The organism is Flagellimonas zhangzhouensis (assembly GCF_900102925.1).
Taxonomy (GTDB): Bacteria; Bacteroidota; Bacteroidia; order Flavobacteriales; family Flavobacteriaceae; genus Flagellimonas; species Flagellimonas zhangzhouensis.
This window is the reverse complement of record NZ_FNKI01000003.1, coordinates 211,885-229,451: the sequence shown is the minus strand read 5'-3', so window position 1 is coordinate 229,451 and position 17,567 is coordinate 211,885. Positions and strand designations below refer to the sequence as shown.

The 17,567-nt window shown below is 37.9% G+C and carries 13 protein-coding genes and 2 rRNA genes; 5 read left to right on the top strand and 10 right to left on the bottom strand.

Going from position 1 to position 17,567, the window contains the following annotated elements; translation table 11 throughout:
- From BLQ18_RS14580 to trhA, 3 genes are all read left to right on the top strand, one after another.
- Window positions 1-293 (top strand): 23S ribosomal RNA (locus tag BLQ18_RS14580); the annotation flags it as partial.
- Between the two features lie 126 nt (window positions 294-419).
- Window positions 420-531: ribosomal RNA gene (gene rrf, locus BLQ18_RS14575) — 5S ribosomal RNA — on the top strand.
- An 82-nt stretch (window positions 532-613) separates the two neighbouring features.
- Window positions 614-1,249, top strand: a complete 636-nt coding sequence (gene trhA, locus BLQ18_RS14570; protein WP_090298197.1) for a PAQR family membrane homeostasis protein TrhA — start codon at window positions 614-616, stop codon at window positions 1,247-1,249.
- 21 nt (window positions 1,250-1,270) lie between these two features.
- On the opposite strand, the gene BLQ18_RS14565 is transcribed toward trhA, so the two are convergent.
- The 3 genes from BLQ18_RS14565 to BLQ18_RS14555 all read right to left on the bottom strand — a co-directional run bounded on the left by BLQ18_RS14565 (window position 1,271) and on the right by BLQ18_RS14555 (window position 6,593).
- The gene (locus BLQ18_RS14565; RefSeq protein ID WP_090298193.1) at window positions 1,271-3,508 is read right to left on the bottom strand and encodes an Ig-like domain-containing protein; all 2,238 of its coding nucleotides are present in this window, start codon (window positions 3,506-3,508) and stop codon (window positions 1,271-1,273) included.
- Between the two features lie 70 nt (window positions 3,509-3,578).
- Complete coding sequence (locus BLQ18_RS14560; protein WP_090298190.1) at window positions 3,579-5,762, bottom strand: Ig-like domain-containing protein; 2,184 nt, start codon at window positions 5,760-5,762, stop codon at window positions 3,579-3,581.
- Window positions 5,763-5,906: 144 nt separating this feature from the next.
- Window positions 5,907-6,593: a ZIP family metal transporter gene (locus tag BLQ18_RS14555; protein WP_090298187.1), complete on the bottom strand. Its 687-nt coding sequence runs from the start codon at window positions 6,591-6,593 to the stop codon at window positions 5,907-5,909.
- 56 nt (window positions 6,594-6,649) lie between these two features.
- Here BLQ18_RS14555 and BLQ18_RS14550 point away from each other — a divergent pair, with 56 nt between their 5' ends.
- On the top strand, window positions 6,650-7,810 hold the full coding sequence (locus tag BLQ18_RS14550) for a THUMP domain-containing class I SAM-dependent RNA methyltransferase (protein ID WP_090298184.1): 1,161 nt from the start codon (window positions 6,650-6,652) through the stop codon (window positions 7,808-7,810).
- Window positions 7,811-7,961: 151 nt separating this feature from the next.
- Here BLQ18_RS14550 and BLQ18_RS14545 read toward each other — a convergent pair whose 3' ends face one another.
- Genes BLQ18_RS14545 through rlmD form a run of 4 tightly spaced genes read right to left on the bottom strand, consistent with a single transcriptional unit; the run spans window position 7,962 to window position 11,009 of the window.
- Window positions 7,962-8,303 carry a VOC family protein gene (locus BLQ18_RS14545; protein ID WP_090298180.1) on the bottom strand — a complete coding sequence of 114 codons (342 nt, stop codon included), beginning with the start codon at window positions 8,301-8,303 and terminating at the stop codon, window positions 7,962-7,964.
- A gap of 1 nt (window position 8,304) precedes the next feature.
- The gene (locus BLQ18_RS14540; RefSeq protein ID WP_090298176.1) at window positions 8,305-9,066 is read right to left on the bottom strand and encodes a DUF6048 family protein; all 762 of its coding nucleotides are present in this window, start codon (window positions 9,064-9,066) and stop codon (window positions 8,305-8,307) included.
- Complete coding sequence (locus BLQ18_RS14535) at window positions 9,047-9,565, bottom strand: DUF6452 family protein (RefSeq protein WP_090298173.1); 519 nt, start codon at window positions 9,563-9,565, stop codon at window positions 9,047-9,049. The genes BLQ18_RS14540 and BLQ18_RS14535 overlap by 20 nt, the downstream gene beginning before the upstream one ends.
- 31 nt (window positions 9,566-9,596) lie before the next feature.
- Window positions 9,597-11,009, bottom strand: coding sequence for a 23S rRNA (uracil(1939)-C(5))-methyltransferase RlmD (rlmD, locus tag BLQ18_RS14530; RefSeq protein ID WP_090298170.1), 1,413 nt, complete (start codon window positions 11,007-11,009; stop codon window positions 9,597-9,599).
- A 223-nt stretch (window positions 11,010-11,232) separates the two neighbouring features.
- Here rlmD and rocD point away from each other — a divergent pair, with 223 nt between their 5' ends.
- The gene (rocD, locus tag BLQ18_RS14525) at window positions 11,233-12,477 is read left to right on the top strand and encodes an ornithine--oxo-acid transaminase (RefSeq protein WP_090298166.1); all 1,245 of its coding nucleotides are present in this window, start codon (window positions 11,233-11,235) and stop codon (window positions 12,475-12,477) included.
- A gap of 5 nt (window positions 12,478-12,482) precedes the next feature.
- On the opposite strand, the gene BLQ18_RS14520 is transcribed toward rocD, so the two are convergent.
- The 3 genes from BLQ18_RS14520 to BLQ18_RS14510 all read right to left on the bottom strand — a co-directional run bounded on the left by BLQ18_RS14520 (window position 12,483) and on the right by BLQ18_RS14510 (window position 17,472).
- Window positions 12,483-13,535, bottom strand: a complete 1,053-nt coding sequence (locus tag BLQ18_RS14520; RefSeq protein WP_090298163.1) for a S66 peptidase family protein — start codon at window positions 13,533-13,535, stop codon at window positions 12,483-12,485.
- 61 nt (window positions 13,536-13,596) lie between these two features.
- Window positions 13,597-14,910 carry a carboxypeptidase-like regulatory domain-containing protein gene (locus BLQ18_RS14515; protein ID WP_090298160.1) on the bottom strand — a complete coding sequence of 438 codons (1,314 nt, stop codon included), beginning with the start codon at window positions 14,908-14,910 and terminating at the stop codon, window positions 13,597-13,599.
- Window positions 14,911-15,027: 117 nt separating this feature from the next.
- Window positions 15,028-17,472, bottom strand: coding sequence for a M14 family metallopeptidase (locus BLQ18_RS14510; protein ID WP_090298157.1), 2,445 nt, complete (start codon window positions 17,470-17,472; stop codon window positions 15,028-15,030).
- Window positions 17,473-17,567 lie beyond the last annotated feature (95 nt).

Below are 17,567 nucleotides of genomic sequence, written 5' to 3'. Positions count from 1 at the left end.
CGTGAGACAGTTCGGTCTCTATCTACTGCGGGCGTTAGAGATTTGAGTGGACCTGACCCTAGTACGAGAGGACCGGGTTGGACCGACCACTGGTGCGCCGGTTGTCCCGCCAGGGGCATCGCCGGGTAGCTAAGTCGGGATGGGATAAGCGCTGAAGGCATATAAGCGCGAAACCCGCCACAAGATGAGATCTCTTTAAAGGGCCGTGGGAGATGACCACGTCGATAGGCCGTAGGTGGAAGTGCAGCGATGCATGTAGCCGAGCGGTACTAATTGCCCGTAAGCTTGCGCAGCCCTCTCGCAGGTTCTTTATAAAAAACAACATACTTCGTTGACTCTTCTTTACGGATGCACGCATCCGTCCCAAATTATGTCATACTTCGGCTACGCTCAGTAACCGTAATTAAAATATTGAAGATCTAGGTGGCCATGGCGACGGGGCCCACCCCTTTCCATTCCGAACAGGGAAGTTAAGCCCGTTTGCGCCGATGGTACTGCCACACCAGGTGGGAGAGTAGGTCGCCGCCTTCCTCAAAGCCCGATACACATCGTATCGGGCTTTTTTGTTTTTTGATGGTATCTTTGCAATGATGTTACCCAAATTGCTATAGCATTGAATACACAAACACAACCAGTACTTCTTGAGGAAAAACTAAACGCTTATTCCCATGCATTAGGAATACTTTTAGCCATAATAGGAGCATTCTTCCTTTTTCAAAATGAATTACACACTATTCCCTATTTAAAAAAAAGTGTTTTAGTTTATTCCATTTCTTTAATTGTTTTGTTTGCTGCATCTACTGTATATCACGCAGTAGAGAATCCAAGATGGAAGAAAAAGCTACGAATTTTAGATCACATCAGTATTTATTACCTTATTGCGGGCACTTATACACCTGTTTGTTTAACCGTTTTGTTACCATCAAAAGGATGGCTGTTATTTTATGCTGTTTGGGGGATTGCATTGTTTGGTACGATACTCAAGATTTTCTTTACAGGTAAGTTCGAAGCTTTTTCCTTGGTGCTCTATGGTGTAATGGGTTGGCTTATTGTAATTGATTTACCCTATTTATTGAGTCATATGTCGGCATCTGGACTATTTTATCTTTCGCTGGGCGGTGCTTTTTATACCATTGGAATATTATTCTATGCGATTAAAAAAATACCATATAATCATCTTATATGGCATTTTTTTGTGCTTGGTGGAGCAATAAGCCATTGGCTTTTGGTCCTTGAAATTTTAAATTAAATTATTTTAATAATTGTTGCTCTAATCAAATAGCCAATAATAGTAATCAAAGGATTCGCTGATAGCCAATGGATTTCTATTGTATACACTTTCTATTCTAGGGGATGCCAAATGAGGGGATTTGTTATCTTTTATCACTTTTTGTAAGTAGTCGTCATAATCAGATATTCCTTCATATTTTTTGATATCCACTTGCTGAATGAAGAGGGGTTTTTCCACAAAGTCGGAATAAAAATCCCAAGATTTTATCGTCTCAGGTAATTCTGGAAGTTTCACCGAACTTGTTTCAGCGCTGTTGAAAATTATGTTCCAATCGTAGGGAACAAAATTTTCATCTCCATGATTATCTATTCCAAGTTCAACTTTCCCTAATATATCACCTGTGCTTGATTTGTTTATAGTAATTGCTCTATCGATTTCAACCCAATCAACTGTCCAGTCTGGAACAGTGAATGACTCGATTACTGATCCAAAACTTGTAAGTTGGTAACCTTGAGTTGAGGGTTGATAATTGCGTAGTTTTATTTTGGTGCTATAGGATTCAAATTCACCATTGTAATTATATCCAATGCCATTGGGTTCAACTTCCCAATAACTTATTAAATTTTCATCCATTAGATGATAATAATCACCTGTAAATTCTTCATCATTTAAGTAACCTAATATTTGTAAATTTATTTGGTAATTACTTGATGGGAGGTTGTATGCCTGTATGAACCTTTGTTCGATGCCCTCTGTTGTAAAGTTTTGTTTTTCTAAAATGGTATTAGCATCAATCGGAGCCGGTATCCATGCATATTGATAAGATTGTGTATCAGACTCTCTTAACATAAAATAGTATTTCTCCATTTCGTATGGGGGACATGTTGAACAATCCATATTATAGAATTGGAATTTATTTGGATCATCCCAAACCAAATTACCTTGATATTTGGTACTTGCAGCCCTTACCGCATGCCTGTCATCCGTTGTAAAACCACTGGCTTCATAATATTGATAGCTGTGATCCAATATCGGTTTATAGTCTAGGTTGATTATGGGAAGAATATTGATGTTAATATCCGAAATGGAATAAAATCTTACGAAATCATTACTGGGACTAGGACTGTTCAAGGCGAAGGTTAACATCATTTTTTCCTCAGGTTCTAAATCCAAGGCAGTTCTAAAAACTATTTGTTGTTCATCCTGCGAAACCATTGCCTCATCCAAAAGGGTACCATCCAATTTAGAAAGAAAAAACAGTACTTCTAGCTCACTGTAAAAATAGTTTGCAGGAACGTTTACTTCAAGCAGTCGCCTTAGAATGGTTATTGGTATTTCAACTTCTGTTGTATTTAATAAAACATCTTTAGCTATGATTTTGAATGTGCCAGGGCCAGTAAGAAATTGTGAAGAATTAAAAACATAAGCTTCATTTTCTGGATTTTCAACCGCCAAAAGTGCTTGATCATCAATTTCTATGGAAAGCGAAAACAGTTCGGAATATTCATCTGTAAGATTAGGCGCTATGGTAATTGTCCCATCAATTATCTGGTCATCAGATAAATTTTCAATAGCTATTTCAGGACCTGTGTTGTCTGATATAAAAGCGACTTCATAAAGTGCGATGTTATCTGCTAAGTCCCTGGCAACAATCTTTAATATATTTGACCCATCTGCCAGTTCTGATGTTTGTAAATTGAAATTAAAACTGTCCGCTTCAAGTTCTTGGTACAATAGATTGTTTATATATATTTCAATGGGGTTTAAACTTTCGTTTTCTTCAATTTCAAAGGTTATCTCGTTTATGTCACCCCCAATAATATCATTCTCCGAAATGGAAACATTGGAAATAACAGGTATTTCATTATCAATATGAATTACTTGTTCTTTTGAGCTTTCATTACCAGAGGTATCGGTTACTAAAATTTTAAGAACATAATCCTTGAATTTTAATGTTTCATTTGTTTTGGAGGCAAAGTTGGAAATATCAATAGTAATTTGGTAGGGAGCTGTGGTATCCTCACCAACTTTTTCATTATTTATGAAAGCCTCTACTTTAGCAATACCTCTTTCATCCGCGGCATTGATATTAACTTGGATTTGACTGCTCACCACAACTGTTTGGGAATCGTCGGGATTGGGTATGCCTGCAATTGTAAAATCTACCGTGGGCGATAATGTATCAGGTTCTAAGTTAGGGTCTTCTGAGTCTGAAGAACAAGAAAATAAAATTAAAATAGAGAATATTGCTGGAAATAATGATCTAAATGGATTCATAATACTTATTTTGGATAGGAGAGTATAAGAGAATGATATTTAATTGATTTTGAGAAAATCATCAAAGGCCCTATTGAAAAATGAATTCTTTGTTTGGGAGATTAAAGTTACCAGTTCTTGATTCAAAGATTAGTTGGTACCAATCGGTAACATCCAATACATTTTTTTGGTCTTTGACTACTTGTTCTACATATTCGTCATAACTGAAAATGGATTCATACGAAAGCAGTTCAATTGATTCTATTTTAATATTGCCATCCTGTTGTGCTTGATTTACATAATGGTCAATAACGTCTGGAAATTCTGGCAGAACTACACTGGTTGTGGACTCACTATTAAATGTGATATACCAATCGTAGTTTAAATTGTCAAAATCAATACATTGCATTCTTCCTACAACATGATTTTCTCCTTGAATGTTCAAATCAACAATATTGTTGTTTTTTGAATACGTAAAAGATAAATCGGGTATGGAATAATTGTCAATCGGAGGACCATTTCTATAGGTGTAATATTTGCCAAATAGGAGAAAATGCTGGTAATTGTCAAAACCAGTATTTAATTGGTAGCTCACGTTAGTACCTGTATGTGCAGCGAAGGATGAATGGTAGATTTGATGTGAAAGTTTATTCTGGAAATCATTTTGAGATTGATAACCATAAATAATTAGATTGGAAATTTGGTCAAAAAGGGCTTCAGTTGAATTTACTGTAAAACTTTGTGTTTCCACGCCGTCATTTATAAAATCGTTCGCATCCAATACAAAATTGTTGTCAACAGGGTTATCAATAAACCTATAGGAATAGCCGCCATTATTTTTATAAAGGTAAAATGAATCGTACCTATTGGTTGTGCTTTCAACTGCAGAAGAGGAGATACTGAAATTACCCTCTGTTGTATTAAGATAGCTATGGTATTCAGCTGTAGAAACAAGATATTCGCCTCCAGTGCCATGCGTGCTATCCGTACTTAAAAAATTAATCGCAGGAATTTCATAACTGTTATCTGCCATCAATCTTTTTGGTGACGGTAAATTAATGACACCAGGTGTACTTCGAGTCAAGTTTTGATGTGTTGAAATACCGCTGGTGCCACTATTGTCTTGAAGAAAAAAAGTTAACATAAACTCATCGGTATCTGTAAACTCTTCAGGCGTACTTAATACTATCTCTCTGTCGTCCCTTAATATTTCCTGATAAGTTACCATAGACCCATCCATTTTTGATATAAATACGATAGGAACTACAATCGCGGGGTGTAATCTATCTTCTGGTATGTTGATTGTTATCAGTTTTCTTTCTATGCTCAGCGGGATTTCTAAAACGGATTCGTTAGACAAATTATCCAATGATTTTATAGTTAAGGTATTCACACCAGTATCAATATTATCAGGAATGAGTAAATAAGATGGATTAGCTTCATTTTCCAAAAGTGCCAAACTTTCATTTCCAATTAAGAATTCGACGGATTTTACCTCGGAAAATTGGTCAGAAACATCAGGTTCAATTGTGGTGGGGTCATAAAGTTTTTCAAAAGTTACCGCTAGGCTAATTGCAGGTCCTGTATTGTCGGAAATAAACGCAACCTCGTAATTGGCTGTATTTTCAGCCAAATCAACAGCCTCTATTTTAAAAGTGTTTTCACCATCTACAAGTGCTAATGTACTTAAGTTAACCTCGAAAATATCTTCTGTAATTTCTTCTAACAATGTCTCATTTAGATATGTTTTTATTGACATTAACCCTTCATTGTCACTTACATTAAATGTAACCTGGTTGGAATCTCCGCCGATAATTTGTCCATCGGATAGTGAAACTTCGGAAATAACAGGTATTTCGTTGTCTATATGTATTATTTGTTCTTCAGATGTTTCGTTTCCAGAAGTATCGGTAACTGTAATTCTTAGGGTGTAATCAGTAAATTTATTGGTTAGCGAGTTTTTTGAGGTGTAACCGGATACATCGATGGTAATCTGATAGGGAGCCGTAGTGTCTTCCCCAACTTTTTCATTGTTTAGAAATGCTTCAACTTTATCAATACCACCTGCATCCTCCGCATTGATTTCAACCACAAGTTGGTTGCTTACTATAGGAGTTTCTGAACCTGAAGAACCAGATGAACTACCTGGAATACTAAATTCCAATTCTGGAGCTATTGTATCAGGAGAGGGAGTTGGATCTTCGGAGTCTGAGGAGCAGGAAAATAAAATAAAAATTGAAAAAAGGAGAAGATAGTTTAGTTTGTTAGTATTCATTATTACAATTTATGTGCACTTAAATCTATTATTTTTTCCAAGAAAAATAATAAGCACCTTTTTAAAAGTAAGAAAATTCGTTAAAATGCATTTGTTGCTCTTTAACGTAAATAGGTATATTAGATGGGTATGAAAGATTATTTGCTATACCAAATAAGCAATCCCGATTCCAAGAATAATCACTACCAATTTGCGCAGGTTAAATGCATGCCCTTGGGCACTTTCAAATAGGATAATTGTAGAAATATGAAAGAATACCCCAATAGATATGGACGTAAGTAAATATCCATAATCGGTAAGTAGAGGGGTTGTAGAAAAATAACTTCCTAAAGGAGTCATCAAAGAAAATAATCCGATAAATAATAGGGTTGTGCTAAACTTTAGCGTTGAATTGATCAAAAAGATACTCAATATAATAGCTATTGGAATTTTATGAATGATGATGGCATAAAGAATAGAATCATTTTCATGAATGGGAACGCCTTCAACCAAGGCATGAATGCATAAACTTAAAAACAGCAGTGTTGGGAATTTGTTTTCCTCCAAATGAACATGCATGTGTCCGTGTTCTGCACCTTTGGAAAAGAACTCCAAAAACACCTGTAGCAAAATTCCACCTAAAATATATAGTGCAATTTTTTTTGGATCGTGTCCTTCATAAACATCGGGTAGAAGTTCGAAAAAAGTCAAGGACAATAAAAATGCACCACTAAAAGCCAATAGTAATTTTATATTATCAGTATGATTGGGTTTTGTAAACCAGACAAATGCAAAACCTGACCAAACGGCCAAAATGGGAATGATATAAATAACACTGGAAGGAAAATTCATGCTTCAAATCAAGGGAGCAAAAATAGTCTATTTTTGTCGAAAGAAATTACACCAACATGGCAGGAAATTTTAAGATGATGGCCAAAACCCTATACGGATTCGAGCCAATTTTGGCTAAAGAGCTTCGTAATTTGGGCGCTGGTCATGTGGAGGAAGGCGTTAGAAATGTATCTTTTGAAGGAGATTTGGGCTTTATGTACAAGGCAAACTTGTGCCTAAGAACTGCATTAAAGGTATTTAAGCCGATCAAAACATTTAAAGTATTTAACGAGAAGGACCTTTACAAACATATTTATGATTTGGATTGGCCTGCTATTTTTGATGTGGAGAAAACCTTTGCTATTGACAGCGTGGTGAATTCTCCTGTTTTTGATAATTCAATGTTTGTGTCTTTAAAGGCAAAAGATGCTATTGTAGACAAGTTCAGGTATGTGGTTCGCGAAAGGCCCAATGTAAAAACGCATGACCCAGATATTCGCATAAACATCCATATATATAAAAATACCTGTACAGTTTCATTGGACAGTTCTGGGAATTCGCTGCACCAAAGGGGGTATCGGATTTTAACGAATATCGCGCCGATCAATGAAGTATTGGCAGCTGGATTGTTGCTGCATAGTGGATGGGATGGTCAGACGGATTATTTGGATCCCATGTGCGGGAGTGGTACCTTTTTGGTGGAAGCAGCTATGATTGCCTGTAATATTCCAGCAAACATAAATCGTGAATCTTATGCTTTTATGCATTGGAAAGAATTTGATGCCGAGCTATACGATAAAATTGTAGACGTAAGTTTAAAAAAGGTACGTGAGTTTCATCATAAAATTATTGGATGGGATAAAGCACCTTCAGCAGTTCGGAAAACTCAAGAAAATGTGGAACATGCCAATCTTTCGGAATACATTTCGGTGGAACGTAAAGATTTCTTCAGAACTGAGAAACCTGTTGAAGGAAAGCTGCACATGGTTTTCAATCCTCCATATGGGGAACGTTTACCTATTGAGATTGAAGAATTTTATGGTAAAATTGGTGATACCCTGAAACAAAATTATCCTGGTACAGATGCGTGGATGATCACCTCAAATTTAGAGGCTTTAAAATATGTAGGTCTTAAGCCGAGTCGAAAAATTAAAACATATAATGGAAAGTTGGAAGCCAGACTCGTGTGCTATCAAATATATGAGGGGAGTAAGAAGGGGAAATACCTTAACAATTAGTTGTATGCACAACAAAAATACTAAGTTTTGTTTCCGATTGTAATTGGTAGCTATGGTATTATTGATTATTTTGGCACGTGTTTTAAAAACACAACTAACTAACTCAACCAAATTGTAAATGAAAAAGCCCCGACAATCGTTGGGGCTTTTTTTATAGATCGGACCAAACGGCCAATTCGTTGCCCGAAGGGTCTTTAAAATGGAATCGTCTTCCTCCAGGAAAAGAGAAAATGTCCTTTGTAATTTCCCCTCCAGTAGATGAAATTTTTGCTTTGATATTCAATAAATCTGAATGATAAAGCACTACAAGTACTCCGTTGGTAATTGCTTCGGCAGTAAGTTCAAATCCTCCAGCTACACCACTTTCTGAAAATGAACAATACGCTGGCCCATAATCCGTAAAATTCCAACCAAAGGCCGCATGGTAAAATGCTTTGGTTTTGGATAGGTCGGTAGACTTAAATTCAATATAATCTATTCGGGTGGGTTCCATTTTATTGCTCGCTGGTTTCAGCGGTTTTTTTGTTTCTGGATTTTTTATACAATGGTAGAAAATAGGAAATGGAGTAGTTATAGTTCACTCCAAAATTGCTTCCATCCGTAACTTTATTAAATCCAGGAATCCATAAGTTCGGAAACTGCTCGTCTTCGGTGTTGGTGACCAAGAAGCCCAAACGTGCGCTCATCCCAATAAAAATATTAGCAAATAATTCAGCTTTTACACCTACTACAAACTCCAACCAAGATGCGGTTAGTCCACTAAATTCTCGGTTAGGCTCCGTGCCTGCCAAAAAATCGGAATTAAAGAATTGCTCGGTTTCATAAATACTGTAATCGCCAAGTGTTTGGCTAAAACTTGATACTGCGTACCTCCCACCAATGGTGATGGCGTTGTTCATGCCAAACCAGTTTGTATAGGTGTTGATATCCACACCAGCTTTGATGTAGCTTCCAGAAGTCTCAAAATTATACAACAAAGTATTGCCCAAATTTTCAGACTGAGCCTTTGTTTCGTTTCCAATTTCTGCAGCCAGATAAAGTTTTCGTGTCAAACGAAAATCACCAACCAATTCCAATCCGGTATAATCTTCATCTACAAAAGTCAACACCAACTTGCTTAGATCGACCCCAACTCTTAAACCATACGGGTCTTTGTATTCCACCGTATCCTTTTGTTGAAGGTCTATGGGTTCGCTCTGTGCCTTACCCAAAATGGGTAACAGGCCCAAAAAAATACTAATGAAATATTTTGACATGGATGTTATTGGTATTTTCTACTGTTGATTCCACAACTTTTATATCTTGAATCCAGTTCTCTGAACCACTAGGAAGGGCAATATTAATTCCGTCGTAATTCATAACAAAACCACACGCCCTAGAAACAAATGCTTCACGTGTACTATAGGAAATGATCAAAGTGTCAATATTTCCAGTTTCTTGATCGGTTTCGGAATCATCTTCGGAGTCCAGTATAAATTGATAGGATGTGTTGGTATTATCAATCCTTAGTGGCACAAGTAAGGAGTCTGGAGAATCGGCTCGATCATTAAATGAATCGTTATCCAAAACACTGTCATTGTCAATAGCTTTGATTCGTAGGGAAGAAACTTCCTTGAATTCGGTGGTATCTGCAATGTCATAAAAACCTATGACCAAATATGGAGTGTCACCATCAACACAGATATCGTCCTTTTCACAAGAAGAAACATAGGATAGGATCAATGCGATTAGTAAGACGGGGATTATTTTTTTCATTTAGGCTACCTATAAATTTTGAATGTAAGCATTATAAGTGTTTTTCCAAAAGTACAACATTTTCAACGTGGTGGGTCTGCGGAAACATATCCACGGGTTGCACCTTGCTTACTTGATACTGTTCTTTCATAAGGGCCAAATCCCGAGCTTGGGTTGCACTGTTGCAGCTAACGTATACAATTTTGGGCGGCGCCACACGCAATAACTGCTCTACCACATCTTTGTGCATTCCATCCCTTGGTGGGTCGGTAATAATTATGTCTGGTTGACCGTGTTGGGCTATAAACTCCTCATTGAACACATTTTTCATATCACCCACATAAAAGTCCACATTCTCAATTTTATTGTGGATAGCATTTGCCTTTGCATCTTCAATAGCCTCGGGCACCGACTCAACACCAACTACTTTTTTTGCATTTTTAGAAATAAACTGTGCTATGGTGCCTGTTCCCGTATATAAATCGTACACCAATTCGTTGCCGGAAAGCCCTGCAAATTCTCGGGTTATCTTGTACAATTCATAGGCTTGTTCTGAATTTGTCTGGTAGAAAGATTTTGCATTGATTTTAAAATGCAATCCTTCCATTTCTTCAAAAATATGGTCACGACCTGCAAAACAAATAATGTTTTGATCGTAAATGGTATCGTTTTGTTTTGAGTTGATCACATATAATAGAGAAGTAATTTCAGGAAACTCAGCTTTCAAATGATTCAAGAGCAGTTCTCTATGCTCCATATCATCCTCAAAAAATTGAATCAAGACCATGATTTCTCCTGTTGAAGCTGTTCTGATCATCAACGTACGCAATAGCCCTTCTTGCTTTCTAGGATTGAAAAAAGATAGTCCATTGGCGTTGGCAAAATCTTTTACGGCCAAGCGAATGGCATTGGATGGATCTTGTTGTAAATGACATTTTTTAATGTCCAAAATCTTATCCCACATCCCTGGAATATGGAATCCTAGGGCATTTCTGTCGTCAATTTCGGTATCGGAATTAATCTCTTCTTGTGTAAGCCATCTGCTGCTGGAGAATGAAAATTCCATTTTATTTCTATAGAAATACTGTTTTTTGGAACCTAGTATGGGTGTGATCTCGGGCAATTCCAAATGACCTATTCGTTTTAGGTTGTTTTCAACTTCCCGTTGTTTAAAATACAGTTGATGCTCATAGCCCATATTTTGCCATTTACATCCGCCACAAGTTCCAAAATGCTCACAAACGGGTTCTGTTCTTTTATCCGAAAGCGTATGAAAATCCGTAGCCACCCCTTCAAAATATGCCTTTCTTTTTTTGGTGGTCATTACATCCACCACATCACCCGGAACTGCATTGGATAGAAAAATTACACGTCCGTCGGGTGCCTTGGCCACAGTTTTTCCTTTGGCTCCGGCATCGATTACTTCAACATTTTCAAATGTTTGTCGCCTGTTCTTTTTTCGCATGCCGCAAAAGTAAGTTCTTTTTATAATTACACAGAAACTGGGCTCTTAAATTGCCCCTAAACTTTTTGATTGTGCAACCAATAATTGGATAATTTTTACACAATAATTTGTAATTTGCAGGCTCTTCAGGGATGATTTCTCTCCCACGCTGCTTTTTCGAGTCCTCGAAAGAATAAAGGTATTGTAGGAATAGTTGTTTTAATAATTTTAAAAAAGTATTTAAATGGCTGTTTTAGAGCATTTAACATCGCAGCAAGCGATAGATTTGGAAAACAAGTACGGAGCGCACAATTATCACCCACTACCTGTGGTTTTGAGTAGGGGAGAAGGCGTTTATGTTTGGGATGTGGAAGGAAAAAAATATTACGATTTTCTTTCTGCCTATTCTGCAGTAAACCAAGGGCATTGTCACCCTAAAATTGTTGGGGCCATGGTGGAACAAGCCAAAACATTGACTTTAACTTCTAGAGCCTTTTACAATGACATGTTGGGCACCTATGAGCAATATGCCACCGAAACCTTTGGTTTTGATAAACTTTTGCCCATGAATACTGGTGCCGAGGCGGTAGAAACTGCATTAAAGATCTGCAGAAGATGGGCATACGAGAAAAAGGGTATTCCTGAAAATCAAGCACAGATCATTGTATGTGAGAACAATTTCCACGGGAGGACTACAACAATCATTTCCTTTTCCAACGACCCAGTTGCCAAGGATAATTACGGTCCTTTTACCGAAGGTTTTATCAAAATAGAATATGATAATCTGGCAGCTTTGGAAAAAGCTTTGGAAAGCAATCCACATGCAGCAGGATTTTTAGTGGAACCTATTCAAGGGGAAGCTGGAGTATATGTGCCATCCGAGGGGTATTTGAAAAAAGCGAAGGCCCTTTGTGAAAAATACAATGTGTTGTTCATTGCAGATGAAGTACAAACAGGAATTGCGCGTACCGGAAAGATGTTAGCTGTGGACCATGAGGAGGTGAAACCCGATATATTGATTTTGGGAAAAGCCATTTCAGGAGGGGTGTATCCAGTTTCTGCAGTTTTGGCCAATGATAACATTATGGAGGTGATTACTCCTGGTAGTCATGGAAGTACCTTTGGAGGTAATCCAGTGGCCGCAGCTGTTGCAATGGCTGCCTTGGAAGTGATAAAAGACGAAAACTTGGCGCAAAATGCCCAAGAATTGGGTGAAGTATTCCGAAGAGAGCTGAACAAATTTATTCCCACTAATGATTTGGTGGTTAAAGTTCGTGGTAAAGGATTGTTGAATGCCATTTTGATCAACGACACGGAAGATAGTTCCACTGCTTGGGACATTTGCATGGCCTTAAAGGAGAATGGTCTGTTGGCCAAGCCTACTCACGGAAATATTATTCGTTTTGCACCACCTTTGGTGATGAATCGAGAGCAATTGATGGATTGTGTAGGAATCATTATTAAAACCCTACAGGAATTCAAAAAATAAGTTGACTAAGAAACGGCTGGTTCCAACAATCTGAGCCGTTTTTTTGTGGCATCAAAATAAACTTCTACGCCTATGGGGAGGGTTAGGTTATTTGTAACGTGGCCAAAACTCAGTCCATAGGCGGCAGGAATGCCCAAAGGAGCTATTCGGTCCATGATCACTTCCTTAAGAATAAAATTTTCACTTACTTTTTGACGGTCACAACCTTTAAAAACCCCAAAAACAATACCTCTGGCTTTTTGGAAAGATTCATTTTGTACCAATTGGGTCAACATGCGGTCAATGCGGTACGGAGCTTCTTCCACTTCTTCCAAAAAAACGATTTTATCTGTAAAATCAATTTCGTAAGGGGTGCCGATCATAGCCGTGACCAAAGTTAAACTTCCTCCGACCATTTCGCCTTGGCAAGAACCGTAGGAAATGGTATATCGGTAATATTCACTATTGCGATATAATTTAGGGTCGTTTAAAATGGCGTTTTTTAAATGGAGGGGTTTCTCCATGTCCATCAATATTTTATGGAGGTACATTTGGCTATACTCATCATCAATGGTGCTGCCCATTGGACCGTGAAATGCTACCAATCCCGTTTTTTGATAAATGGTATTAATTATTGCGGTGATGTCACTGAACCCTATAAATGGCTTTGGATTATTTTTGATCAGTTCATAATCCAACATATCCAAAATGCGGGTTGACCCGTATCCGCCACGAGCGCAAAGTATTACATCGATATCGGGGTTGGCGAACATTTCGTTGATGTCCTTTGCGCGTTCTTCGTCAGTATTGCTGAAATACCCATAATTCCCTATTATTCTTTGGGTATGATGCGTTTTATAACCCATTTTGACCAAGGTGTCCAACGCCAGATAAAGTGATTCTGTTTTAATGGCAAAGCCAGGAGCGACCAATCCAATAGTATCCCCTTGTTTAATTTTACTGGGCTTGATTTTAGGAGGTTGCACCGATTTATTGGTTGAAGCCAAATTAATTTGCGGCAACAACGATGCGGTTCCTAGAGCAGTAACAGACTTAAGAAAACTTCTTCGTTTGGACATTATGTAGGGGTTATTTCAAAACGAAGGTAAAAATCCATAAAATTTTAAACAAAAACTAGATTTAATCGCTATTTCGCTCAGTGCGACGCAGTTGTCTTTGGATTTTTCTGATTGCTGATTCAATGGATTGTTCTGGTTCTATAATGTTGTATTCCCCCCAAAAACTAGGATCGGAAAATCCAGTGGCTTCATCACTTAAAATAATGGATCTTTTAATGCGCTCACGGTATCTTGGCAAATCTCCAGTTGCATTTAATTCCCAATCCGTAATGGCCATTTCGGCATTCATACTATAGGTGGAGTTGAACAATTTTCCTTGCCAATCCACTTTGAATTCCATAAAAACACTGCTGTATCCGTAGTACCATTTTTCATTTTTCTCGCGATAATCCACACGATATGAAACTTCAGTTGGCCAAACATCAACTCTGGCTGGTTTTCTGCGAACAAAAAGTTTTGCTGCTTTTTCACGGTCTATTATGTTAAGCGTGAAAGTGGCATTGGTGAGCGTGTTGTTTTCCACATCAATATATAATTCACCTTGATACAAAGGTTCCAAAATATGCTCCAATTGATTGAATCGGATCACATAAATCAATTTATCATTGATTCGGGTAGAACGATCAAAAGTGAATTTGTAATCGTCAATCGCCTCACTGGAAAAGATATATTCGGGATATTTCATGATATCCACATAAAGGGTGTTGTAAGGGCCGCCCTGAAGTTTTAGTGCAACGGTATCCAACTTGGTGTAATCGGTACTTTTTCGTGCTTTGTATAACTCGACCGCATCATCTTTGGTTGAAGTATAAGGTGTTTTATATATGTTGACTACAGCTTCAGCCAAAGAAACATTTTTTCTTCGCTTTTTAATGGTTTCCCTATAAAATGCGGTCATTAAGGAAGGATCGTTAAAATAATTATCGTCCCTTTTTGCCATTGTTGCTCTAACTAATGCCTTTGCATCCTTGGGTGCATTGATGTTGATTTCCGATAATTGAGTAACAGAGACCATCAAAGAAATTTTATTTCCTTCTTTCTCCAGTGATGAAATAGGGACAGAGGTTGTTTTGTAGCCCAAGAAAGAAACAATCACATTGGAACTGTTGATGTTCTTTGGGATTTTAAGCAAAAAGTTGCCTTCCGTATTGGTTATGGTGCTAATGTTGGTGCCTTCCACGGTGAGTGTGGCAAATACCAACGCTTTATTGGATTCCGCATCCACAACTTCACCTCGGTATTCATCAAAATCAACACCTGGTTGCTCTTGGAATGCCAAAGATTGATTGATTCCAAAAAATAGAAATGTCGCACAAATAAATAGTGCGTTCCGTATAATTTGAGTTTTCTTGATTGTAGGGTTACTGAGTTTCATTTCCGCAATTTTCTTTTGTTCCTTTTATTAAATATACAAAATTTTGGACACAAAAAAACCAACCAATTAAATCTTAACTGGTTGGTTTACTTTGTTTAACCTTGGTTAAAGTGCTTTTTAGTCCACCATAAATAGGGCATTGGCAAAAAACAGTTTTCCGTTTTCCCAAAATCCTCGGAACAATGGATTGTCCACCATATACACCACTTGGCCACGACCGTAGTTTTCCAGTCCGAAAACCAAGGATTCCGATATTTCTTTTTGTGCTTCGCTACCTGCAAAACCAGAAAATGGTTTGGCATCTTTCTCTAAATAAACAGCATTTCCATTAGTTAGATAGGCATAGCTGCTGCTTCCAAGTTTTAAAGAAAAATAATCTTTACCGTATCCGTAGGCAAGTGGGTTGGTGTTGTCCACCTTGGCTTTAAATATAGCTCCTGTGATGGCGCCTTTAATGCGTTCTCTTTCCCAATCTTCATAGGGTTGTGGCGTATTTTTTTCTGGCTCCTTGTCCATTTCATTTCTCTTGATGCCAAAACCTTTTTCTCCGTCAATAGCATTAATAGAACCGCCCATGGCAACAAGTTTACCACCATTTCTTACCCAATCCTTTATTTTGGAAAGTTGATCTTCATTAAAATGATTACCGTAACGACCATCAGGTAGGATTAAAACATTGTATTCGTTCAAATCCACGCGGCTGGCATAATCATCATCCAAAACTGTTAATGGATAATGCAATTGCTGCTCGAAGAAATGCCAAATTTCTCCAAAACGTAAGGTAGAAGTTGGTCCACCAGATAACACAGCAATTTTTGGCTTTTCAATCATTTGGATGGAAGAGGAACCAAAATCTTTTCCAGAATCAACAAACCCAGTGCTGGTTGGGGCAATATTCTTATCGTATTTCTTTGCAATGGCTTGAAGCGTTTGCGTAAAATCGTTCTTTAATGCATTATCACCTTTGGTGATGATCAGTGTACCTCTTGCAAAAGATTTTCCTTCGATGGAAAATGGATGGTCAGCCTTACGAACACGAATACCTTCTTTTAAAAGTTCTGCCAAGAATTTAGCATCGTTCATGCTGTTCCAATCCGTAAGATAAGCATAGCTTCCAGAAGTTATACTGGTGTTTTTTGCGCTTTTGGTAACATCTTGCCCTGCTACAGTACTTGTGGATGCAATGGCATCCAAACCATAGGCATAGGGTAGGGACCAAGCTGTAATATCATAGGTCAATGAATCTGAAAGTTTGGCACTTGGCTCAAATAAAACGGTAACCAATGTCCCTTTGGGTTGATTTACGGAAACTACCATCCCATTGTTTTGAACAGAGATGCTTCCACTTTTTCCAGAACTGTAGTCATATCCCTTGTATGAACCGTTGGAAAGATCTCCGTATTCAATTTCGTGTTTGTCCAACAAAGATTTTAGGGCATTTAATTTATCCTCATCACCTTTTAACACATAGCTTTTGTAAGCAAAGTTTTTGTTGGTGTAGAATTTTTTGAACTCACTGTTCAATTTATCCACATTTTGAGAGGACACTTCAACCGTAGAAATTCCTGTGGTGAAGTGATGGTCAATTCTATCTTTTAGGGTAAGGGTGTCTCCATTTCCAGTGATTATGCCCAAACCAGCTCTTCCGCCACCACCTTGCTCGTAGGTCATACCAATAGATCCGTTGTAAATTGGGTAGGTATCACCATAACTTGGGTACAAAAGGTCGAATACTTCTTTAGTGAAATAGAACCAACCGTTGGCATCAAAATATTTCGCGTGGTTTCTACCCAAAGTCACCTGAAAATCACGTTGGAAATCTGTGATTACTTCGTGGTAAGGCTCAGCTGCTGGAGCAAAATAATAGGGATTGTTTACCCCTTGTTCATGAAAATCAACATGCACGTGAGGCATCCACTTGTTAAATTGCTTTAAACGTTGCTGACTTTCCACTTGAGTTAACCAAGCCCAGTCACGGTTCAAATCGAACATATAGTGGTTGCTTCGTCCGCCCCACCAACCTTCGTGGTGCTCCTTACTGTTTGGGTCTACTTGATTAGGTGTGTTTTTGTATTGGTTGTACCAGTTGCTGTAACGATCACGTCCATCAGGGTTGATACAAGGATCCATAATTACTACTGTATTTTCCAAATAGGAGCTTTTTTTGGTCAAAAGCTCGTAAATAGTTTGCATGGAAGCTTCGGTACTCACACTTTCGTTCCCGTGCACATTGTAACTCAACCATACAATGGCTTTGTCGGAACTACCACCTCCTTCGGTGCTTTTTAGATGTTCTTGGCGAATGCTTTCAAGATTGGCAATGTTTTGCGCAGAAGAAACATAGGCCATAATTAGAGGTCTACGCTCATTGGTTTTTCCATACACGGTCAATTTTACCCTATCAGGCTCCTGTTCGGCCAAATATTCGTAATAATCCACAACTTCGTGGTGACGTGTAAATTGGGAGCCCAATTCGTATCCTAAAAATTCGGCTGGTGATTTAAGTTGAGCAGAAACTGAGATTGAAAATAAAAGTACTAGTGAAAATAAAAATCTGGTCATGTTTGGGTTAATTAGTAGCTCCAAATCTACTAATAAATTGAAGTAGATGCCTAATTTTATAGCTTAGCGGGAACAATAAATGCGAAAAATTCAAT